At 71.7% G+C, this 18098-nt stretch carries 20 protein-coding genes and 1 pseudogene; 12 read left to right on the top strand and 9 right to left on the bottom strand.

Annotated features, from left to right (window positions below):
- Positions 1-156 precede the first annotated feature (156 nt).
- Positions 157-1659, top strand: a complete 1503-nt coding sequence (locus AB0N31_RS12880) for a hypothetical protein (RefSeq protein ID WP_366058395.1) — start codon at positions 157-159, stop codon at positions 1657-1659.
- Here AB0N31_RS12880 and AB0N31_RS12875 read toward each other — a convergent pair.
- Positions 1647-2393, bottom strand: a complete 747-nt coding sequence (locus AB0N31_RS12875) for a helix-turn-helix domain-containing protein (RefSeq protein ID WP_366058394.1) — start codon at positions 2391-2393, stop codon at positions 1647-1649. The two genes, AB0N31_RS12880 and AB0N31_RS12875, sit on opposite strands and share 13 nt — an antisense overlap.
- Positions 2394-2704: 311 nt before the next feature.
- Between AB0N31_RS12875 and AB0N31_RS12870 the strand changes: the two genes are divergently transcribed.
- Complete coding sequence (locus AB0N31_RS12870; protein ID WP_366058393.1) at positions 2705-2965, top strand: DUF2630 family protein; 261 nt, start codon at positions 2705-2707, stop codon at positions 2963-2965.
- On the opposite strand, the pseudogene AB0N31_RS12865 reads toward AB0N31_RS12870, so the two are convergent.
- The 3 genes and pseudogenes from AB0N31_RS12865 to AB0N31_RS12855 all read right to left on the bottom strand — a co-directional run.
- Positions 2964-3176 (bottom strand): annotated as a pseudogene (locus AB0N31_RS12865) (hydrolase); the annotation flags it as partial. The gene AB0N31_RS12870 and the pseudogene AB0N31_RS12865 overlap by 2 nt on opposite strands.
- A gap of 143 nt (positions 3177-3319) precedes the next feature.
- Complete coding sequence (locus AB0N31_RS12860) at positions 3320-3991, bottom strand: phosphatase PAP2 family protein (RefSeq protein WP_366058392.1); 672 nt, start codon at positions 3989-3991, stop codon at positions 3320-3322.
- A gap of 266 nt (positions 3992-4257) precedes the next feature.
- Positions 4258-4836 carry a DUF5134 domain-containing protein gene (locus tag AB0N31_RS12855; protein ID WP_366058391.1) on the bottom strand — a complete coding sequence of 193 codons (579 nt, stop codon included), beginning with the start codon at positions 4834-4836 and terminating at the stop codon, positions 4258-4260.
- A 272-nt stretch (positions 4837-5108) separates the two neighbouring features.
- Between AB0N31_RS12855 and AB0N31_RS12850 the strand changes: the two genes are divergently transcribed.
- Entirely contained in the window at positions 5109-6731 is a 1623-nt protein-coding gene (locus AB0N31_RS12850; RefSeq protein WP_366058390.1) for an FUSC family protein, read from the top strand.
- A gap of 311 nt (positions 6732-7042) precedes the next feature.
- Positions 7043-7525, top strand: a complete 483-nt coding sequence (locus AB0N31_RS12845) for a MarR family transcriptional regulator (protein WP_366058389.1) — start codon at positions 7043-7045, stop codon at positions 7523-7525.
- Between the two features lie 78 nt (positions 7526-7603).
- On the opposite strand, the gene AB0N31_RS12840 is transcribed toward AB0N31_RS12845, so the two are convergent.
- Together AB0N31_RS12840 and AB0N31_RS12835 are read right to left on the bottom strand one after the other, a co-directional pair.
- Positions 7604-8368: a VOC family protein gene (locus AB0N31_RS12840; RefSeq protein ID WP_366058388.1), complete on the bottom strand. Its 765-nt coding sequence runs from the start codon at positions 8366-8368 to the stop codon at positions 7604-7606.
- 73 nt (positions 8369-8441) lie between these two features.
- Complete coding sequence (locus tag AB0N31_RS12835) at positions 8442-8834, bottom strand: VOC family protein (RefSeq protein ID WP_366058387.1); 393 nt, start codon at positions 8832-8834, stop codon at positions 8442-8444.
- Between the two features lie 69 nt (positions 8835-8903).
- Between AB0N31_RS12835 and AB0N31_RS12830 the strand changes: the two genes are divergently transcribed.
- A complete protein-coding gene (locus tag AB0N31_RS12830) occupies positions 8904-9443 on the top strand; it encodes a GNAT family N-acetyltransferase (RefSeq protein ID WP_366058386.1) in 540 nt (179 codons plus the stop codon).
- 42 nt (positions 9444-9485) lie between these two features.
- On the opposite strand, the gene AB0N31_RS12825 is transcribed toward AB0N31_RS12830, so the two are convergent.
- Entirely contained in the window at positions 9486-10223 is a 738-nt protein-coding gene (locus AB0N31_RS12825; RefSeq protein WP_366058385.1) for a glycerophosphodiester phosphodiesterase family protein, read from the bottom strand.
- Between the two features lie 220 nt (positions 10224-10443).
- Between AB0N31_RS12825 and AB0N31_RS12820 the strand changes: the two genes are divergently transcribed.
- The 4 genes from AB0N31_RS12820 to AB0N31_RS12805 all read left to right on the top strand — a co-directional run bounded on the left by AB0N31_RS12820 (position 10444) and on the right by AB0N31_RS12805 (position 14365).
- Positions 10444-11841 (top strand): DUF6421 family protein, encoded by a 1398-nt coding sequence (locus AB0N31_RS12820; RefSeq protein WP_366058384.1) that lies wholly within the window; start codon positions 10444-10446, stop codon positions 11839-11841.
- Positions 11842-11882: 41 nt separating this feature from the next.
- Positions 11883-12629, top strand: a complete 747-nt coding sequence (locus tag AB0N31_RS12815) for an SDR family NAD(P)-dependent oxidoreductase (RefSeq protein ID WP_366058458.1) — start codon at positions 11883-11885, stop codon at positions 12627-12629.
- Positions 12626-13696: a low specificity L-threonine aldolase gene (locus AB0N31_RS12810; protein WP_366058383.1), complete on the top strand. Its 1071-nt coding sequence runs from the start codon at positions 12626-12628 to the stop codon at positions 13694-13696. Before AB0N31_RS12815 ends, AB0N31_RS12810 begins: the two co-directional genes overlap by 4 nt.
- Positions 13697-13792: 96 nt before the next feature.
- Positions 13793-14365: a transglutaminase domain-containing protein gene (locus tag AB0N31_RS12805; RefSeq protein WP_366058382.1), complete on the top strand. Its 573-nt coding sequence runs from the start codon at positions 13793-13795 to the stop codon at positions 14363-14365.
- A gap of 132 nt (positions 14366-14497) precedes the next feature.
- On the opposite strand, the gene AB0N31_RS12800 is transcribed toward AB0N31_RS12805, so the two are convergent.
- Positions 14498-15226 carry a lysophospholipid acyltransferase family protein gene (locus tag AB0N31_RS12800; protein ID WP_366058381.1) on the bottom strand — a complete coding sequence of 243 codons (729 nt, stop codon included), beginning with the start codon at positions 15224-15226 and terminating at the stop codon, positions 14498-14500.
- 191 nt (positions 15227-15417) lie between these two features.
- Entirely contained in the window at positions 15418-15834 is a 417-nt protein-coding gene (locus AB0N31_RS12795) for a DUF4395 domain-containing protein (RefSeq protein WP_366058379.1), read from the bottom strand.
- Between the two features lie 77 nt (positions 15835-15911).
- On the opposite strand from AB0N31_RS12795, the gene AB0N31_RS12790 reads away from it, so the two are divergent.
- The 3 genes from AB0N31_RS12790 (at position 15912) to AB0N31_RS12780 (ending at position 18055) form a co-directional block, all read left to right on the top strand.
- Positions 15912-16325 (top strand): thioredoxin family protein, encoded by a 414-nt coding sequence (locus tag AB0N31_RS12790; protein WP_366058457.1) that lies wholly within the window; start codon positions 15912-15914, stop codon positions 16323-16325.
- Between the two features lie 213 nt (positions 16326-16538).
- Positions 16539-17048: a flavin reductase family protein gene (locus AB0N31_RS12785; RefSeq protein WP_366058378.1), complete on the top strand. Its 510-nt coding sequence runs from the start codon at positions 16539-16541 to the stop codon at positions 17046-17048.
- Positions 17049-17266: 218 nt separating this feature from the next.
- On the top strand, positions 17267-18055 hold the full coding sequence (locus AB0N31_RS12780; RefSeq protein ID WP_366058377.1) for an electron transfer flavoprotein subunit beta/FixA family protein: 789 nt from the start codon (positions 17267-17269) through the stop codon (positions 18053-18055).
- Positions 18056-18098 lie beyond the last annotated feature (43 nt).

The following is an 18098-nucleotide window of genomic DNA, read 5'->3' as shown; positions in this document are numbered from 1 at the left end:
GGCGGACGATCCTGGACCGTCCTGGTACGAGTCTGCGCCTCACTGATCGAAAACATTCATGACAAGTGCGTTGCCGACTATTGATCTGTGCATGATGAAGACGATACTTCGGGGACCGTGAACCGTTCCCTGTGGACGGCGACTAGGGAGGACGCAGTGACCCTGTTGAAAGAATCCCGAACGCGGCACAGACGGCTGGGAATTGTCGCGGCCTGTGCCGGACTCCTGGCCACGCTGCTCTCGGCGGTGCCGGCCGCCGCGACCCCCGACCCGGGGGACGGCCCGGCCGTGGAGCGCGAGGTGTCCCAGAAGGCGCAGGCCGACGTGGCCGAGGCGATCGCCGACGGCGAGATACCGGGCCAGGACGAGATCGTCCACTCCGCCAACATCGAGCATCTCGCCAACATCCCCAAGGACCTGCTGCCCGGCACCAACACGGACCTGGCCTTCCAGGGCAAGTACGCCTTCTCCGGCAACTACGACGGCTTCCGCGTCTTCGACATCAGCGATCCGAAGGCCCCGAAGACGGTCTCCCAGGTGCTGTGCCCCGGCTCGCAGAACGACGTCTCCGTCTCCGGCGACCTGCTGTTCCTGTCCACCGACTCCTCGCGCAGCGACAGCAGTTGCAACAGCACCACGCAGCCCGCGACCGAGAAGTCCTCGTGGGAGGGCATGAAGGTCTTCGACATCAGCGACAAGGCGAACCCGAAGTACGTCGCCGCCGTCGAGACCGCCTGCGGTTCGCACACCCACACGCTGGTGCCCGAGCGCAAGAACGTCTACGTCTACGTCTCGTCGTACTCGCCCAACGCGGCCTACCCCGACTGCCAGCCCCCGCACGACGGCATCTCGATCATCAAGGTGCCGCGCAAGGCGCCGGAGAAGGCCGCGATCGTGAACTTCCCGGTGCTGTTCCCGGGGGAGGGGCCGGACGGCGGCGGCAACCCGGGCGGACCCACCAACCCCGGTGTCTCCAAGACGACCGGATGCCACGACATCACCGTGCTGCCGGAGAAGGACCTGGCGGCGGGCGCCTGCATGGGTGACGGCATCCTGTTCTCGATCAAGGACCCGGAGAACCCGAAGGTCATCGACCAGGTCCAGGACAACGTGAACTTCGCGTTCTGGCACTCGGCGACCTTCAACCAGAAGGCGAACAAGGTCGTCTTCACCGACGAGCTGGGCGGCGGCGGCGCGGCCACCTGCACCGCGGAGATCGGCCCGGACAAGGGTGCCGACGGCATCTACGACATCGTCGGCAAGGGCGACAGGCGCAAGCTCGTCTTCCGCAGCTACTTCAAGATCGACCGCCCCCAGGCCCCCACCGAGGTCTGCGTCGCGCACAACGGCTCGCTGATCCCGGTCAAGGGCAAGGACATCATGGTCCAGGCCTGGTACCAGGGCGGCGTCTCCGTGTGGGACTTCACCGACTCCGCCCACCCGAAGGAGATCGCCTACTTCGAGCGCGGCCCGGTCAACACCGAGCGGCTGACGACCGCCGGCCCCTGGTCGGCGTACTACTACAACGGCTACATCTACTCGAACGACATCGCCAAGGGCTTCGACGTGCTGAAGATCGACGACCGGCGCACGGACCCGGCGAAGCACGTGCGACTGCGTGAGCTGAACGTCCAGACGCAGCCGGACTACTTCGACTGATCGACGGCTTTCGGCCCGCCCGCGGGCCCCGTCCGGTCCGCAGGCCCCGTTCGATCAGCGGGCCCCGGATCGGACGCGGTCGGCCGGCCCGTCGCGAAGAAGCGTGAGAAATCGGTGTCGCACGTCCCGCCGGGCGCCTCGGTGTCCGGCGGGACCCCCTGGGCCCAGTCCAGCCGGTACCGCGTGAACAGTTCGGCCCGCAGCGGCGTCAGGGGCATGCCCACGTTCGGCAGCACCATCGCGTAGACGGCGCCCATGAGCAGGGAGCGCAGCATCGGGTAATCGGTGTCGACGTCCGGCGAGCCGTGCCGGGCCACCGTGTCCCGCAGCAGTTCGGCCAGCCGCCGCTGCTCGGGGCACTGCACGAACCCCTCCGCCTGGAGCAGTCCCGCCATGTGCTGGCGCATCAGTACCGTCCGGTCCCGGGCCAGCCCCAGGATCGCGTCGACGGCCCGCGCCATCCGCTCCCGGCCGTCCTCGACGCGCGGCTCGCGCTCCAGCGCCTCCTCCAGTGTGCGGTGCATCAGCCGGTGCACGGCCGACTGCACCAACTGACGCTTGCCCGGGAAGTAGTACGACACCAGACCGCGGGCCGATCCCGCCCGGTCCGCGATGGCGCCGAGCGTCGTCGCCTCGTACCCGCGCTCGCTGACCAGCTCGACGGCCGCCTGGAGGAGCCGTTCCCGGGAACGCCGACGCAATTCTTCATTGACCGAGGCGCTGCGCGGGGACATCCTGTAACTCCTGCGTTGACTGGCTGCCAGCCAACTATACTCAACGCAGACCGGTCGGCTCCGTTGCGGAGGCGTGCCGGGAGCCGCCTGCTCTGGGCGACGCGGGGGATCGTCCAGAGTGGGCGCACTTCTCGCCCGATGGTTTTCTGAGGCACCTTTTCGAGGCTCTCGCCCTTCGGTTCCCCCATCTCCCTCCACTTCGCTCCGCGGGTCTGTACTCTCCGCGCACCCCCTTGCTTCATCGGTCGCCTCAGGACCCGGCCGTCCCTACAGTGGGCAGCAGTGCCGAGCCGAGGAGAGGGCGCACCGCCATGGCAGCCGACAGCGGACAGGACCGGGAGATCCTCACCCGGATCACGACGATGGTCGAGGACGAGCGCAGGCTGCGGGAGGACCTGGCGGCCGGCCGGATCGACGACTCCACCGGACACCAGCGGCTCGGCGAACTGGAACGCGCCCTCGACCAGTGCTGGGACCTGCTGCGCCAGCGGCGCGCCAAGGCCGAGTTCGGGGAGAACCCGGACGAGGCGCGGGTGCGGTCCTCGTCGCAGGTGGAGGGCTACCGGGGCTGACCCGCCACAGGCCCGCCGGCTCCTCGGGCATCCGCACCGGAAAGGCTCCGCCGGGCAGCGCACCGGCCGCCTCCAGCGCCCGAGCCGTTTCCGGCAGCTCGCCCTCCGGCAGCATGGCACCGGCCGCGTCGAGCACGGCCCGCAGCCACGACTCGGCGGACTCGATGCCGAAGAGGGTGCCGGAGAAGTCGAACGGCACGGTGGAAGTCATGGAGCCGCTCCCGGAAAGCGGCAGGTCCGGGTGGCGCGCCCCGGAAGGATCCGCGTCGGGGAACACGCGGACGAACACGCCGCCGCGGGCCACGGGACGCGCGCAGGGCCGTCACCGCACGGGGGCCGCGGTCGTCCGGCGGGTCACGGCCGCCACCTCACGTGCGCCGCGATCGCCAGGCACACCAGCATCGCGCCCAGGAGCCAGCCGCCGAGGACGTCCGTGGGCCAGTGGACCCCCAGCCAGACGCGGGTCAGTCCGACGCCCGCCACCGAGACGACGGCCACCGCCACCGCCGTACGCCACAGGACGGGACCCGCGCCGTGGCGGTGCAGGAGCCACAGAAGGAGGCCCAGGACCACGGTGGCCGTGAGGGCGTGGCCGGAGGGGTAGGCCGCGTAGTGGGCGGAGTCGACGGGGTCGGTCCAGACCGGGCGCTCGCGGTCGACCGCGGCCTTGAGCCCCTGCTGCAGAGCGGTGCCGACCGCCGACACCGTGATCAGCCACACCGCCGTCCACCACGCCGAGCGGCGCCACACCAGCCACACGGCCACCGCCGCGCACAGCAGTCGCATCGTCAACGGGTCCCAGACCCAGTCCGTCAGGATGCGGCCGGCGTGGGTGACGTCGGGATCGGCGACCGCCCAGCGGTGGGTCGTGCGCGAGATGTCTCCGTCGGCGGAGACCAGGGGATGCCACTGGGCGGCCACCAGGATCAGCAGCACGAGCGAGCACAGGCCCAGGGCGATCGCCGTGCGGACGGCGGTGCGGTACGGCGACGGGGCGGGCGGGGAGTCGACGGAGTGGTGGTGCATGAAGTGATCCTTGCCGAACTGCGGGGTGCCAAGCCAACCACCCGTCGGCCGGGCCGTCTCGGCCGAGTGCCCGCAGCGCCGGCCCCGGCGTCACCAGCACCGGAAGCACCGGGGCCGGCGAGGCCGCGGACGTCAGTCGCAGCCGACGGGCCGCGGCGAGCCGGCCCCGGGGCCGTCGGCAGCCGGTGCACCCGCTGCGGGACGTGGGCCTGCGGGCCGGGTGCGGGGCCGGACACGCCCCTGCCCTCCCCCACGGGGCCGGCGCCTCAGAAGGCCGGCAGCATGGCCAGCATCCCGATCCCCATCGACAGCCGGCAGGCACGCGCCAGCTCGGGCCGGTCGCCCCACGCCACGGCACGCCCCGCCGTCGCGCCCCCCGCGACCGCACCGGCGCTGCCCGGCACCCCGGCCACCGGCAGCAGCCGTGCTCCGGAGACGAGGACGTACGCCGCGAAGTAGACCAGCAGGCCGCCCGTGAGCGCGGGCACCCCGGAGCCGCCGTGCCCGTGACCTGCCGCGGGGGACGCCGCCATCGCGGCCGCCATGTAGACCATGGCCGCGGCGCCCACCAGGTGGTGCAGGTGGTGCGAGCCCGTCCGGGCCGCCCACAGGGCCCGCAGCGCGACCCCGCCGAAGACCGTCGCGTACACCGGCCAGACCCAAGCCGGCGGGGTGAACGCGGTGCCCGGCACGGCCATCACGGCCATTCCGAAACCCATCAGCGCCTCGTCGCCCGCGGCCCGGCGCTGCGTCTCGTCGCTGCTCCGCATCCGCAGCAGGCAGTAGGCGCCGGTGGCCGCACACACGGCGACCAACAGCCAGCCGGGCGATGCCGGTCCGTGCACGCGTACCTCCCCGCTCGACGGACGGTCCAGGGAGGCGATGCCCGCGGCACGCGGTGCGCACGCGAGCGCAAGGATGTACACGGGGGGCATTCGAGGGAGCACAGCGGGTGAGAGGGACGTCCCGGCGATGCCGCGGCATATCATTTACAGGTAAAACACCTGCTAAATTGATGAGAGTGAGTTCGAGCAGCGCGACCCCCCAGCGACCCGGCGACCACCCCCGTCCCGCCCCCCGTCCCCGCCACCGGGCCGGCTCCCGTGTCCGTCTCCCGTTGGCCGGGGTACTGAGGCTCGGGCGCCCTTCCGACATCTGGTTCAAGCCCGCGGTCAGCGTCGTCGCCGCCGTCGCCCCGCCCAATCTGATCCTGCTGGCCCTCGGCCGCCTCGACCTGGCGATGTACACCATGGCCGGATCCCTGTGCGCGCTGTACGCCCACAACCGCCCCTACGCCGCCCGCGCCCGCGTCCTGGCCCTGGTGGTGCTGGGCATGACGGGCGGGCTCGCCGTCGCGCTGCTCGCGGCGGCCCTCACCACCGACGCCGTCGTCCTCGTCACCGTCGGCGCCCTCCTCGCGGCCGCGCAGAAGACCCTCTGCGACGCCACCCGGATCGGACCGCCCGGCAACGTCATCCTCACCTTCATCAGCTCCGCCGCGCTGTTCGCGCCGCAGACCCTCGGTCAGATCCCCGGCCACCTGGGTCTCGCACTCGTCGCGGGCGCGTGGTCCTGGACCGTCGGCATGGCGCCGGGCCTGCTGCGTCCGCACGGCCCGGAGCGCCGTGCCACCGCGCAGGCGCTGAACGCCGCCGCCGCGTACGCCGCCACGCGCGGCACCGGCGAGGGGCACGCCCGTACCCGCGCCGCCGCGGCCGCCGCCGTGCACACCGCGTGGCAGACACTGCTGTCGGCCCGCGGCGGGGACACCGGACGCGCGCTGGAGCGGCTCGTGGTCCGCGCCGAGGTGGCCCTCGCCGCGCCCGCCGACACCGACCCGGCACGACTGCGCGACTGGGCCCGCGCACTGCGCGGCACGGGGGCCGTCCCGCGCCCCGACGACCTGGTGGACGACGACGAGCTCCTCGGGGTGGACAGCCAACCGGCCGCGCCGCGAACGCCGTTGTGGCGGCGTCTCGGTCCCCTCTCCCCGCTCGCCGTCCGCACCGCCCTCGGCTGCGCCCTGGCCGGCTACGCCTCCCTCGCACTCGGTGTCGGTCGGCCCTACTGGGCCCTGGTCACCGCCGCCTCCCTCTACCAGGCCAACGTCATCCTCACCTGGAGCCGCGGCGTCCAGCGCGTCGTCGGCAACCTCGTCGGCGTCCTCGCCTTCGCCGCGATCGTCCCGCTCGCCCACCTCCACCAGGCCGCCCTGGTCCTCACCTGCCTCGCCCTGAACTTCGGCGCGGAGGCGCTGATCAGCCGCAACTACTGGCTCGGCAGCGTCTGCGTGACCCCGATGGCACTGCTCATCACCGAGTTCGCCCGGTACGAGGACGCGGGCACGCTGATCGCCGAACGGGTCGTGGACACCCTCGTCGGCGCGCTGGTCGGCTTCGTCGCCGCCGTCGCCGTCACCAACCGCCGCTCCGGCGACCGCCTCGAACACGCCCTGACGGCCGCCGAGCGTGCCCGCGACACCGCCGCCCGCCTCCTCGCCCGGCCGGACCCGGCCCCGACGGCACTGGAGTTCGCCCGCCGAGGCCTCGCCGCCGCACTGGTCGATCTGCGCGCCACCGCCGATGCCGCGAGCGGCGAGTGGTGGCAGCGCGCCCTGCCGCAGGAGCGGGTCGTCACGGCCGAACAGAACGGACACCGTACGCTCGCCGCGACGGTCCGGCGCCAGGGACTCCACCTGACCGGGCACAACGAGGCGAGACCGGAGGACGTACGGCCATGACGGCGACGCAGGGACAGCCTGTGGACGGGGACGACGCGGGTGGGCCGACCGGCGGGAACGACGAGACGCCGGGGCGGGAGGCCGGCGGGGTTCGTGCCGGTGCGACCCGGCGGCGTCCCGCCGGTCCCGCCGGGGCCGGTGCCGCCCGGGGGGAACCGGCCGGTGAAGGCGGCGACGTGCGGGAGCCGCCGGCTCGGGCAGCCGCGCGGCGGCCCTCTGCCGGTCCGGGGACCGGGACGCGGCGGCAGCCCGACGCCGGGGACGACGCCGTCCCCCGCGGGGCCGCGGCCCGTGGTGACACCGTCGCCTCCGTGGTGCGGCAGTGGCAGGCCGTGCGGCCCGAGCTGGACACCGGACCCATGGAGATCATCGGGCGGGTCAACCGCTGTGCCGCGCTCCTCCAGCAGGCCGAGGACGCCCCGCTGCGGCGTGCCGGGCTCACCCGTGCGGAGTTCGATCTGCTCGGTGCGCTGCGCCGTACCGACCACGAACTGACCCCCGGTGAACTCGTCCGGGAGACGTTCTCCTCCGGAGCCGCCGTCACCAAACGCGTCAAGCACCTGACCGAACGCGGTCTGGTCGAGCGCCGCGGGGACGCCCGGGACCGCCGCGTCGCCCACCTCCGCCTCACCGAGGCCGGCCGCGCGCTGGTCGACGGCATCATGCCCGAGCAACTCGCCTACGAGAGCGCCGTACTGTCCGCCCTGGACGTCGACCGGCAGGGCGAACTCGCGGTACTGCTGGGGGAGTTGCTCAGCCGACTGGAGGGGCACATGCAGGCGCTGCGCATCTGATCCAAGCCGAGACCGAGACCGAGACCGAGGCCGAGGCCGACGCCCAGACCGAGGCCGCCCCGCTGCGGCGTGCCGGGCTCATCGCTCGTCGCCCGCCCGGTACACGCCGAACAACGCTCCCCGCGGGTCCCGCAGCACCGCGATCCGCGGGCCGTCCGGCACCGAGGTCGGCTCCATCAGCGCCGTGCCGTCCGCCCGCCCGGCCGTCGCGGCCGCGGCGTCCACGTCGGCCACCGCGAAGTACGGCAGCCAGTGCGGCGGCACCTCGGGCGGGAACTTGTCGTCCATCGCGATCATGCCGCCGAAGTCGACGCCGCCGACACCCCACCGCGTGTAGTACTCGGAGGTGGCCACGGTCCACCCGAACACGGTGGTGTAGAACGCCTCCGCCCGCGCGGTGTCGCGGGTCAGCAGTTCCACCCAGCCCAGCGAGCCGGGCGCGTTGAACAGGCCGGCCCCCGGGAAGGCATGCGCCTGCCACAGCTGGAAGGCGGCGCCGCCGGGGTCGAGGGCGACGACGAAACGGCCCATGTCGAACACGTCCATCGGGCCGACCAGCACCTTGCCCCCGGCCTCCTCGATCATCCGCGCGGTGACGTCGGCGTCCGAGACCCCGAAGGACACGTTCCAGGCCACCGGCTGGCTCTTCTGGTACAGAGGGCTGAGCGCGGCGACGTCGGCGTCCCCGAGGTGCGCGACGGTGTAGCCGCCCGCCTCCTCCCTCGGATCGGTCTCGCACCGCCAGCCGAACAATTCCGTGTAGAACCGCTGGGCGGCCGCCAGGTCGTCGGTGCCCAGCTCGGCCCAGCAGGGCCCACCGGGCACGGGCACGTCGAGCTTCATGGCGTTCCTTCCGGCAGAGGGAGCACCCCCTCAGCACGCTAGACCCGGGCCCGCTCCCCGGCATCCGCTGAGGTCAGGTACCCGGCCGGTACCGCAGCGGATGGTCGTCCGGCACCTCCACCAGCACGATCGGTGTCCCGTCCGGGTCGGCGATCCACATCTCGACCAGACCCCACGGCTCCTTCACCGGCGGCCGGACGATCTCCACCCCCGCGTCCGTCAGCTCCTCGTGGGCCGCCGCCGCGTCGGGGACCTGCATCCACAGCCGTACGGCGGGGTCCGGCGGGGTCTGAGCCCGCCCCGAGACCTCCAGGAACCCGCCGCCGAGGAAGTAGACGGTGCCCCGTTCCGGGCCCGTACCGAACTCGCGGTACACGGCGAGGCCCAGCTGTTCCCCGTAGAAGGCGCGGGAGCGCTCGGGATCGGTGGGGCGGAGCAGGATTCGACTGCTGAGTACATGCACCATGCATCCGGAGCGTAGGCGACGGTTAGGCTCGGCGGTGCCCAGCCGCGCCACAGATCCGGAGAACCCCGCATGGACACCACCGCCACCGATGTCAGCTTCCGTGAAGCCGCCGACGCCGACGTGGACGCACTGGTCGCGCTCGTCGAGTCGGCCTACCGCGGGGACTCCAGCCGGGCCGGCTGGACCACGGAGGCGGACATCCTGCAAGGGCCGCGCACCGACCCCGAGGCTGTCCGGGAGATCATCGAGTCGCCCGACGCCCGGGTGCTCACGGTGGAGCGGGACGGCCGGATCATCGCCTGCTGCCAGCTCGAACACCGCGGCGAGTACGCCTACTTCGGCATGTTCGCGGTCAGTCCCACCGTCCAGGGCGGCGGTCTCGGCCGGACGGTGCTGGAGGAGGCCGAGCGCCGGGCCCGCGCCGAATGGGGCGTCACCGAGATGCACATGACGGTGATCTCGGTGCGCGACGACCTCATCGCCTGGTACGAGCGGCGCGGCTACCGCCGTACCGGCCGGATGACGCCGTTCCCCTACGGCGACGAGCGCTTCGGCATCCCGCAGCGCGACGACCTCCGGTTCGAACTGCTGGTGAAGCCCCTCGGATGAGCCCCGTGCCGTGAGACGGCGGGGCGCCCGACGGTGCCGGAGCTACGGCCGGCCGGCGTCCCCGCTCCCGGGCCGGCCGGCGTCCGCGATCTCCGGCCGGTCCGTGGTCACGCCGTCCAGTCCGAAGGCCCGGGCCAGGCGCAGCTGGTCCGGGGTGTTGACCACCCAGCCGATGATCCGCAGGTCGTGCCCGCGGACCTCCTCGACGATCTCCAGGGTCAGCCGCCGCAGCTTCAGGCACACGGTCGCGGCGCCGGCGGCCACCGCGCGTTCCGCGATGCCGGGGCCGTGGGGGGTCCGCCCGCCCGGGTCGGCCCGGACGGGGTGGAGGCTGTCGATGAGCGCCGTGCGCGCGCCGGGAACCAGCCGGGCGATCTCGGCGACGGCCTCGTCGTGGAACGAGGACACCTCCACCCGCTCCACCAGGTCCCGCTCCCGCATCACCTCGGCGAGCGCCCGCGCCGCCTGCACATCCTTGATCTCGGCCTGGAGCGGCAGCGACACCGCCGCCAGGACCTCCTCGAAGACCGGCACCCGTTCGCCGAGCCCGGCGTCCAGGGCGCGCAGCTCCGCGAGGGTGTGGTCGGCGACCGGCCCGCTGCCGTCCGTGGTGCGGTCCACGTCGGCGTCGTGCATCACCACGAGCGCGCCGTCCTTGCTCAGGTGCAGATCCAGCTCGACCGCGTCGAGACCGGCCCGCTCGGCGGCGACGAACGACCTGAGGGTGTTCTCGGGCTCGACGCCCATGACTCCGCGGTGGCCGATGGTGGGGACGTTCACGTCACGACTCGCTTCCCTGGACGGACGGGTGCGGTCGGCGCGCACCGCGGGAACCCCTACCCGGTGGCTCGCGCCGAAAGCCTCCGACCATCCGGTGACGTGCAGGAAAAAACGCGGTGACCATGGGGGTGGGCAGGATAATTTCCCGAAGGTCATCTTGCTGGAAGAACCTCTTATGCATACGGTGTCCATACGCGAGGTTCTTTGTGGAGGATGGGACATGACGGAAATTCTTGTGCAGGTGGGTACGGAGGGGCGGGTTCCTCCCGTGGCCAGGGTGGTGGAGCACCCGGCCTGGCCCGTGCTCAAGGATGCCGTGGAGCGGATCCGGCCCTGGCAGGCGAAGGACGGATCGATCGACTTCGCGGCCGAGGGTGCCCCCGGGCGCGCCGACGCCGAGCAGGCCGTGCGGCGCGTGGTCGCCGCGGTCGAGGAGCTGTCGCCGCTGCTCCCGCACGACGCCGACTACCACCGCGCCCTGGTGGAGGACCTGCGCCGGTGGGCCGAGGGCGGCTTCGAGGTGCCGGACTTCCTGGACTCGCTGCTGGCCTTCCAGCCCGCCGCCAACCGTGCGGACGGCCTCCAGCACCTGGTCGTCTTCCCGATGTACACGCAGAACGGCAACCCGGACCGCAACCTCGAGGCGGTCGTGCTGCGCATGGTGTGGCCGGACTGGCTGGCCGAGCTGGAGCGCACCCGTTACGACAACCCGCTGTTCTGCGGCATCACCTTCGAGGACTTCACGGCCGGCTACGACACCAACTCGGCCGTGCTCTTCCCGGAGACCATCGCCGTCCGTGAAGCGCCGGAACGTTTCTCCTGGGGTGGCATCTTCTGCGACCGCGAGGCCGCCCGCTTCCGTCGTGTCACCGACGCCGCGGTCGGCGTCCTGGGCCTGGAACTGCCCGAGGACATCGCCGCCATGGTCCACGACCAGAAGCGCTGCGAGGAGGCCTTCGTGCTGTGGGACATGGTCCACGACCGCACCCACAGCCACGGCGACCTGCCCTTCGACCCCTTCATGATCAAGCAGCGCCAGCCGTTCTGGATGTACGGCCTGGAGGAGCTGCGCTGCGACCTCACCGCCTTCAAGGAGGCCGTGAAGCTGGAGGCCGACGGCGTCCCGCAGGCCCGTGACGTGCAGTACGCGGTCCTCTTCGACCGCATGTTCCGCTTCCCGGTCACCGGCGAGCGGGTGCGCAACTACGACGGCCTCGGCGGCCAGCTCCTCTTCGCCTACCTGCACAAGCACGACGTCGTCCGCTGGACCGACAACAAGCTGCACATCGACTGGCAGCGCGCCCCGCAGGTCACCAACGAGCTGTGCGCCGAGATCGAGAAGCTCTACCGCGACGGCATCGACCGCCCCAAGCTCGTCCACTGGTTCGCCGGCTACGAGCTGGTCTCCACCTACCTCGCCCCGCACCCCGGCTCCAAGTGGGCCAAGGGTCCGGACGCCCTGGACCTGACCCAGCCGCCCCGCAAGCTCGTCGACGACGTGCTTCCGGACGAGTTTCCGCTGAGCATGTTCTATGAGGCGCTGTCCAAGAAGCTGAAGAACGTGATCGCCTCCACCCGGGGCATCACGGCGGACGCCGCCGAGCGGATCGCCGCGTGAGCGACCTGCGTATCGAGAACACTGCTCAGGAGGCGAAGACCATGGGGAACGGGGCTCTCAGCGGTGCGGTGATCGCGGTGGCCGGCGCGGGCGGACCCGCCGGCCGGGCGGCGCTGATCAGGCTCGCCGAGGCGGGCGCGACCGTGGTGGGCGCGGACAACGACCCGGAGCGGCTCGCGGAGGCCGTCGACGCGGCGAGCTACGCGTCCGGCGGCGCGACCGTCATGGGCGAACCGATCGACCTGCTCGACCTGAAGTCCACCCAGGACTGGGCCGCCCGGATAGAGAAGGACCTCGGCCGGGTGGACGGTCTCGTGCACCTCGTCGGCGGCTGGCGCGGCAGCGAGACCTTCACCAAGACCAGCCTCGACGACTGGGACTTCCTGGAACTGCTGCTGATCCGCACCGTGCAGCACACCTCGCTCGCCTTCCACGAGGCGCTCCAGCGCAGCGACCGCGGCCGGTACGTCCTGATCAGCGCCGCGGGAGCCAGCAACCCCACCGCGGGCAACGCCGCGTACGCCGCCGGCAAGGCCGCCGCCGAGGCGTGGACGCTCTCGATGGCCGACTACTTCCGCAAGGCGGGGGGGCCCGACGGGCCGACCTCCGCGGCTGCGATCCTGGTGGTCAAGGCGCTGGTGCACGACGCGATGCGCGCCGAGCGGCCCAACGCGAAGTTCGCGGGCTTCACCGACGTCAAGGACCTGGCCGAGGCCATCGCCGACGTCTGGGAGAAGCCCGCCGCCGAAGTGAACGGACACCGTCTGTGGCTCACCGAGAAGCCGTGAACCCACCCAGGACCGACGCGCGTCGTCATCACGACCCGGAGGTCCGCGGTTTCGCCAGCGACAACTACGCCGGGGCCCACCCGGAGGTGATGGCCGCCCTGGCCCTGGCCAACGGCGGCCATCAGGTCGCCTACGGCGAGGACGACTACACCGAGAACCTCCAGCGGATCGTCCGCAGCCACTTCGGGCCGACGGCGGAGGCGTTCCCGGTCTTCAACGGCACCGGCGCCAACGTCGTCGCGCTCCAGGCGGTCACCGACCGCTGGGGTGCGGTGATCTGTGCCGAGAGCGCCCACATCAACGTGGACGAGGGCGGCGCACCGGAGCGCATGGGCGGCCTGAAGCTGCTCACCGTCGCGACACCGGACGGCAAGCTCACCCCCGAGCTGATCGACCGGCAGGCGTTCGGCTGGGAGGACGAGCACCGGGCGATGCCGCAGGTCGTCTCGATCACCCAGAGCACGGAGCTGGGAACCCTGTACACGCCCGCCGAGATCCGCGCGATCTGCGAGCACGCTCACGCGCACGGCATGAAGGTGCACCTGGACGGCTCCCGCATCGCCAACGCGGCCGCCTCCCTGGACGTGCCGATGCGCACGTTCACCAACGCGGTCGGCGTCGACATCCTCTCGCTCGGCGGGACGAAGAACGGCGCGCTGTTCGGCGAGGCGGTCGTGGTACTCAACCAGGACGCCGTCTCCCACATGAAGCACCTGCGCAAGCTGTCCATGCAGCTCGCCTCCAAGATGCGGTTCGTGTCGGTGCAGTTGGAGGCCCTGCTGGCCAGGGACCTCTGGCTGCGCAACGCGCGGCACGCCAACGAGATGGCGCAGCGGCTGGCCGAGGGCGTGCGCGCGGTCCACGGGGTGGAGATCCTTTATCCCGTCCAGGCCAACGGCGTCTTCGCCAGGCTGCCGCACGACGTGAGCGAGCGCCTCCAGAAGCGGTTCCGCTTCTATTTCTGGGACGAGCCGGCCGGCGTGGTGCGCTGGATGTGCTCCTTCGACACGACGGAGGAGGACGTCGACGCGTTCCTGGCGGCACTCAAGGAGGAGATGGCTCGCTAGGCCCGAGCGCGGCAGGGATCACACATCATGCATAGGTATGCGGTCACCTGAAAAATCATTGACGTTCAGGTGGCCGCGTTCCTATGCTCTCCAGGTATGCAGCTGATCCAGGAGAATCCCGACCTGTCCGCCTACTTGGCCGCCGATGAGGTCATCGACCACCACCACCCCCTGGTGCGGGGCACCGCCGCGCGGCTGGCCAAGGATGCGGACGACTCGTATACCTATGCGCGGCTGGCCTTCGAATTCGTGCGGGACACCATCCCCCACTCCCAGGACTCCGGTGATCTCCGGGTCACCTGGCGCGCCTCCGACGTGCTGGAGCTGCGCACGGGCATCTGCTACGCCAAGGCCCACGCGCTGGCCGCGCTGCTGCGCGCCGAGGACATCCCGACCGCCCTGTGCTACCAGACGTTCGACGTGGTCCACGGGCTGGTCGCCGTCCGCTTCAACGGCGCCTGGCACCGCCAGGACCCCCGCGGCAACAAACCCGGAGTGGACGCCCGGTTCTCCCTGGACGGCGAACGACTGGCCTTCCGCCCCGACACCGCCGCCGGTGAACGCGACCACCCCGTCCTGTACGCCGCCCCGCCCCCGCCCGTCCTGTGCGTGCTCCAGGCGGCCCCCGACCGCCCTCACCTCTGGAAGACGCTCCCCACCTCGCTGTGACACCCCGCCGCACATCCGGACGGTCGCGGTCGCCGACCTCCCCGGCGCGCGCGACGGGGAGGGGCGGGCGATGACGTCGGGCGGCCGACGGCCCCCGCCGCCGTCGCCCCCGACGGGGCACGGGGGCGGGAGTCAGCGGGTCTCGGCCGCGCGGACCTGCTCCGGGGTCGGCGCCGTACCGCCCAGATGGGCCGGCATCCACCAGGTGTCGCTCGCGTCCTTGGGGCGGACCGGGTAGGCGCGCTGGGCGGCCTCCAGCAGCTCCTGGACCCGCCCGCGCAGCTGCCGGGTGAGGGCGCCCGCGTACTTGTCGCGGGACGCCTCCAGGGCCTCGCCGACCCGCATGGTGATCGGGGTGTGGCTGCGCTTGAAGTTCCGCGGGTGGCCCTTGGTCCACAGCCGCTGCGTCCCCCACACGGCCATCGGCACCAGGGGCACGCCCGCCTCCTGGGCCAGCCGCGCGGCGCCCGACTTGAAGGTCTTGAGCGTGAACGACTCCGAGATGGTGGCCTCGGGGAAGACGCCGACGATCTCGCCGGAGCGCAGCGAGTCCAGGGCGTGCGCGTAGGCCGCCTCGCCCTGCTCGCGGTCCACCGGGATGTGCTTCATGCCGCGCATCAGCGGGCCGGAGACCTTGTGGCGGAAGACGGACTCCTTCGCCATGAAACGAACGAGCCGCTTCTGCGGAAGCGCCGCGAGACCGTTGAAGATGAAGTCGAGGTAGCTGATGTGGTTGCTCACCAGCACGGCTCCACCCGAGCGCGGGATGTTCTCCGACCCCTTGCAGTCGATCTTGAGATCCCAGACCTTGAACAGTGTCTGGGCGAGGCCGACGACGGGACGGTAGACAAGCTCTGCCATGGGCGGCGCGAACCCTTCCTGATCTCTGCCCGGGAGCGGCTCCCCGGCGGCAAAGTTACGCAGCCGTAGGTTTACGGCATCTCGCAGATCGTGCCCGAAGAACGGCCGGGTAGCCAGTCCTGGTGCCCGTCGGCCGCGAGATTCTCGTCACGTCCGCCTCCCGTGATCCACCTCGGGCTTTGAGATCTTCTTTACTCCGCCCGTACCGTGACCCGCCTCACGATCAGGTACATCTCGCAGCCCAGGCAGTACCCGAAAGCGGCATTGAGGAACGCCGCCGCGAGCGCCGCCCCCGTCGCGGCCGGTCCGAGCCACTCCGGACCGAGCGCGAAACCGATCAGACCCAGGCCCGCGAAGACCAGCCCCACGGCCTGCGCGAACCGCGGCGGCTGCGGCGCCTCGAAGGCGGTGGGCGGCCCCAGCTTGGGCCGGACGGCCACCCGGAAGGCCCAGCCGTACGGCGAACGCCCCACCCCGCCGGCCGCGCCGAGCGCGAACGCCAGCGTCTGCCAGGCCAGCAGCCAGGGGCTCCGGGTGATCAGTACGACCGCCAGCACGACGGTCGTGACGGCCGCCCCGAACCGCGGCCCTCTCGCATCGATGTCCATGAATCAAGCATTCCGCAACGATGAGGGGAGGGGGGGAGGCGGGAATCTTTGCAGTCTGATGAATGCTTGTGCGGATGATGACCGGACTCATGGTGTGTGTGGCGGTGCTCGCGGCGGCGAGCGCCTACGGAGTGCTGCACCGGCGGCGGAGCGGGAGGGTGCGCGTGCGCGGGCGCGACGAAGGACAGCGGCTCGGGGCGGACCGGCTGGGCGGCGAACTCGGTGAGCGGGCCACGCTCGTGCAGTTCTCCAGCGCCTTCTGCGCCCCCTGTCGGGCGACCCGCCGGATCCTGGGCGAGGTGGCGGACCTGGTCCCCGGGGTGACCCACATCGAGATCGACGCCGAGGCGCATCTCGACCTCGTCCGGGAACTCGCCGTGCTCAAGACCCCGACCGTGCTGGTGCTGGACGCCGACGGGCACGTCGTGCGCCGTGCCAGCGGACAGCCCCGCAAGGCCGACGTCATCGCGGCCCTGGGCGAGGCGGTGTGAGTGCGTGCGGCCGGCGGTGAGCCCGCTCCCGGATGCCGGGACGTACTTGACTGCACGCGCCACCTATCGTCAGCCTGACCGTATGCCTGAGGAACTCCTTCTCCACGGACGGGCGCACGTCGACCTCGTCCGCACCGCGAGCGCGCGCTGTCCGGGCCGTTGAGCAGCCACGCATCCGCACGTCACATCCGGCAGAAGGACCAGGAAGACTCCATGACGGCCACACCCGATCTCCGCACCACCCAGCTCGCCTCCCCCGACCTGCTGCGCTCCGTCTTCCGCCGCCACGCGGCCGGCGTGGCCGTGATCACGGCGCCCGGCGAGAGCGGACCGGTCGGTTTCACCGCCACCTCGCTCACCTCCGTCTCCGCCGAGCCGCCGATGCTGTCCTTCGGCGTCGGCACCGGAGCCTCCAGCTGGCCGGCGATCTCGGAAGCCCGCCATGTCGGCGTGCACATACTCGGCGAGCACCAGCGCGAACTGGCCGCCACCTTCGCGCGCAGCGGCGCGGACCGGTTCGGCGCGCCGACCTCCTGGTGCGAGGGTCCCGAGGGCGTTCCCGTCCTCGACGGCGTGCTGGCCTGGCTGGTGTGCCGGGTCGTCGCGCGCGTGCCCGCCGGCGATCACCGGATCGTCCTCGCCGAGGTCGTCCTGGGGGATCCCGCGGGCACGGGCCGCCCGTTGCTCTACCACCAGGGACGCTTCACCGCTCTGCGGAATTGATCACCTTCGGGCGCTCCTGCGGAGCCGTCCGGTTCCGATTACGCTGCGTTGCGGAGGTCACAGTTCAAAGCGCTTGCTTAGCGGGCAGGAACTGGGTGTACTGGTGAGTAATATTTCGTTCGGGGGCGCAGGCCGCCCCGATCGGGATCGGCCGCTTGTGGCGCCTATGCTGCCTGAAAGAAGGCAGCCAGAACTGACGATGCAGTAGGAGAGCCGGCGTGAGCTTGAGGATCGTTGTCACTGTGAAGTACGTGCCCGACGCCACTGGCGACCGGCACTTCGCCGATGACCTGACCGTCGACCGGGACGACGTGGACGGTCTGCTCTCCGAGCTCGACGAGTACGCCGTCGAGCAGGCGCTGCAGATCTCCGAGAACTCCGACGACGACGTCGAGGTCACCGTCCTGACGGTGGGCCCCGAGGACGCCAAGGACGCGCTCCGCAAGGCTCTGTCCATGGGTGCCGACAAGGCGATCCACGTCGAGGACGACGACCTGCACGGCACCGACGCCATCGGCACCTCCCTGGTGCTGGCCAAGGCGATCGAGAAGGCCGGCTACGACCTGGTCGTCTCCGGCATGGCCTCCACCGACGGCACCATGGGCGTCGTCCCGGCCCTGGTGGCCGAGCGCCTCGGCGTCCCGCAGGTCACCCTGCTGTCCGAGATCTCCGTCGAGGACGGCACCGTCAAGGGCCGCCGCGACGGCGACACCGCCTCGGAGCAGCTCGAGGCCTCCCTGCCGGCCGTCGTGTCGGTCACCGACCAGTCCGGCGAGGCCCGTTACCCGTCCTTCAAGGGCATCATGGCCGCCAAGAAGAAGCCGGTTCAGTCCTGGGACCTGTCCGACCTCGACATCGAGGCCGAGGAGGTCGGCCTGGAGGGCGCCTGGACCAAGGTCGAGTCCGCGACCGCGCGTCCGGCCCGCACCGCCGGCACGATCGTCAAGGACGAGGGCGAGGGCGGCAAGCAGCTCGCCGAGTTCCTCGCGGGCCAGAAGTTCATCTGAGCCCCGCTCGCCGACCGCCCCTCAACTTCGTTTCGCAGGAGAG

The sequence above is a fragment of the Streptomyces sp. NPDC051051 genome, from assembly GCF_040682975.1.
In the GTDB taxonomy this organism is placed as follows: Bacteria; Actinomycetota; Actinomycetes; order Streptomycetales; family Streptomycetaceae; genus Streptomyces.
Note: the sequence above shows the minus strand (reverse complement) of the source record. Positions and strands in the feature narration are given on the sequence as shown.

Coding starts and splice junctions, on each gene's coding strand:
- AB0N31_RS12875 (WP_366058394.1), bottom strand. CDS start 2,393: ATGTCCCCGCGCAGCGCCTCGGTCAATGAAGAATTGCGTCGGCGTTCC.
- AB0N31_RS12870 (WP_366058393.1), top strand. CDS start 2,705: ATGGCAGCCGACAGCGGACAGGACCGGGAGATCCTCACCCGGATCACG.
- AB0N31_RS12860 (WP_366058392.1), bottom strand. CDS start 3,991: ATGCACCACCACTCCGTCGACTCCCCGCCCGCCCCGTCGCCGTACCGC.
- AB0N31_RS12840 (WP_366058388.1), bottom strand. CDS start 8,368: ATGAAGCTCGACGTGCCCGTGCCCGGTGGGCCCTGCTGGGCCGAGCTG.
- AB0N31_RS12835 (WP_366058387.1), bottom strand. CDS start 8,834: ATGGTGCATGTACTCAGCAGTCGAATCCTGCTCCGCCCCACCGATCCC.
- AB0N31_RS12830 (WP_366058386.1), top strand. CDS start 8,904: ATGGACACCACCGCCACCGATGTCAGCTTCCGTGAAGCCGCCGACGCC.
- AB0N31_RS12820 (WP_366058384.1), top strand. CDS start 10,444: ATGACGGAAATTCTTGTGCAGGTGGGTACGGAGGGGCGGGTTCCTCCC.
- AB0N31_RS12815 (WP_366058458.1), top strand. CDS start 11,883: ATGGGGAACGGGGCTCTCAGCGGTGCGGTGATCGCGGTGGCCGGCGCG.
- AB0N31_RS12805 (WP_366058382.1), top strand. CDS start 13,793: ATGCAGCTGATCCAGGAGAATCCCGACCTGTCCGCCTACTTGGCCGCC.
- AB0N31_RS12800 (WP_366058381.1), bottom strand. CDS start 15,226: ATGGCAGAGCTTGTCTACCGTCCCGTCGTCGGCCTCGCCCAGACACTG.
- AB0N31_RS12795 (WP_366058379.1), bottom strand. CDS start 15,834: ATGGACATCGATGCGAGAGGGCCGCGGTTCGGGGCGGCCGTCACGACC.
- AB0N31_RS12790 (WP_366058457.1), top strand. CDS start 15,912: ATGACCGGACTCATGGTGTGTGTGGCGGTGCTCGCGGCGGCGAGCGCC.
- AB0N31_RS12785 (WP_366058378.1), top strand. CDS start 16,539: ATGACGGCCACACCCGATCTCCGCACCACCCAGCTCGCCTCCCCCGAC.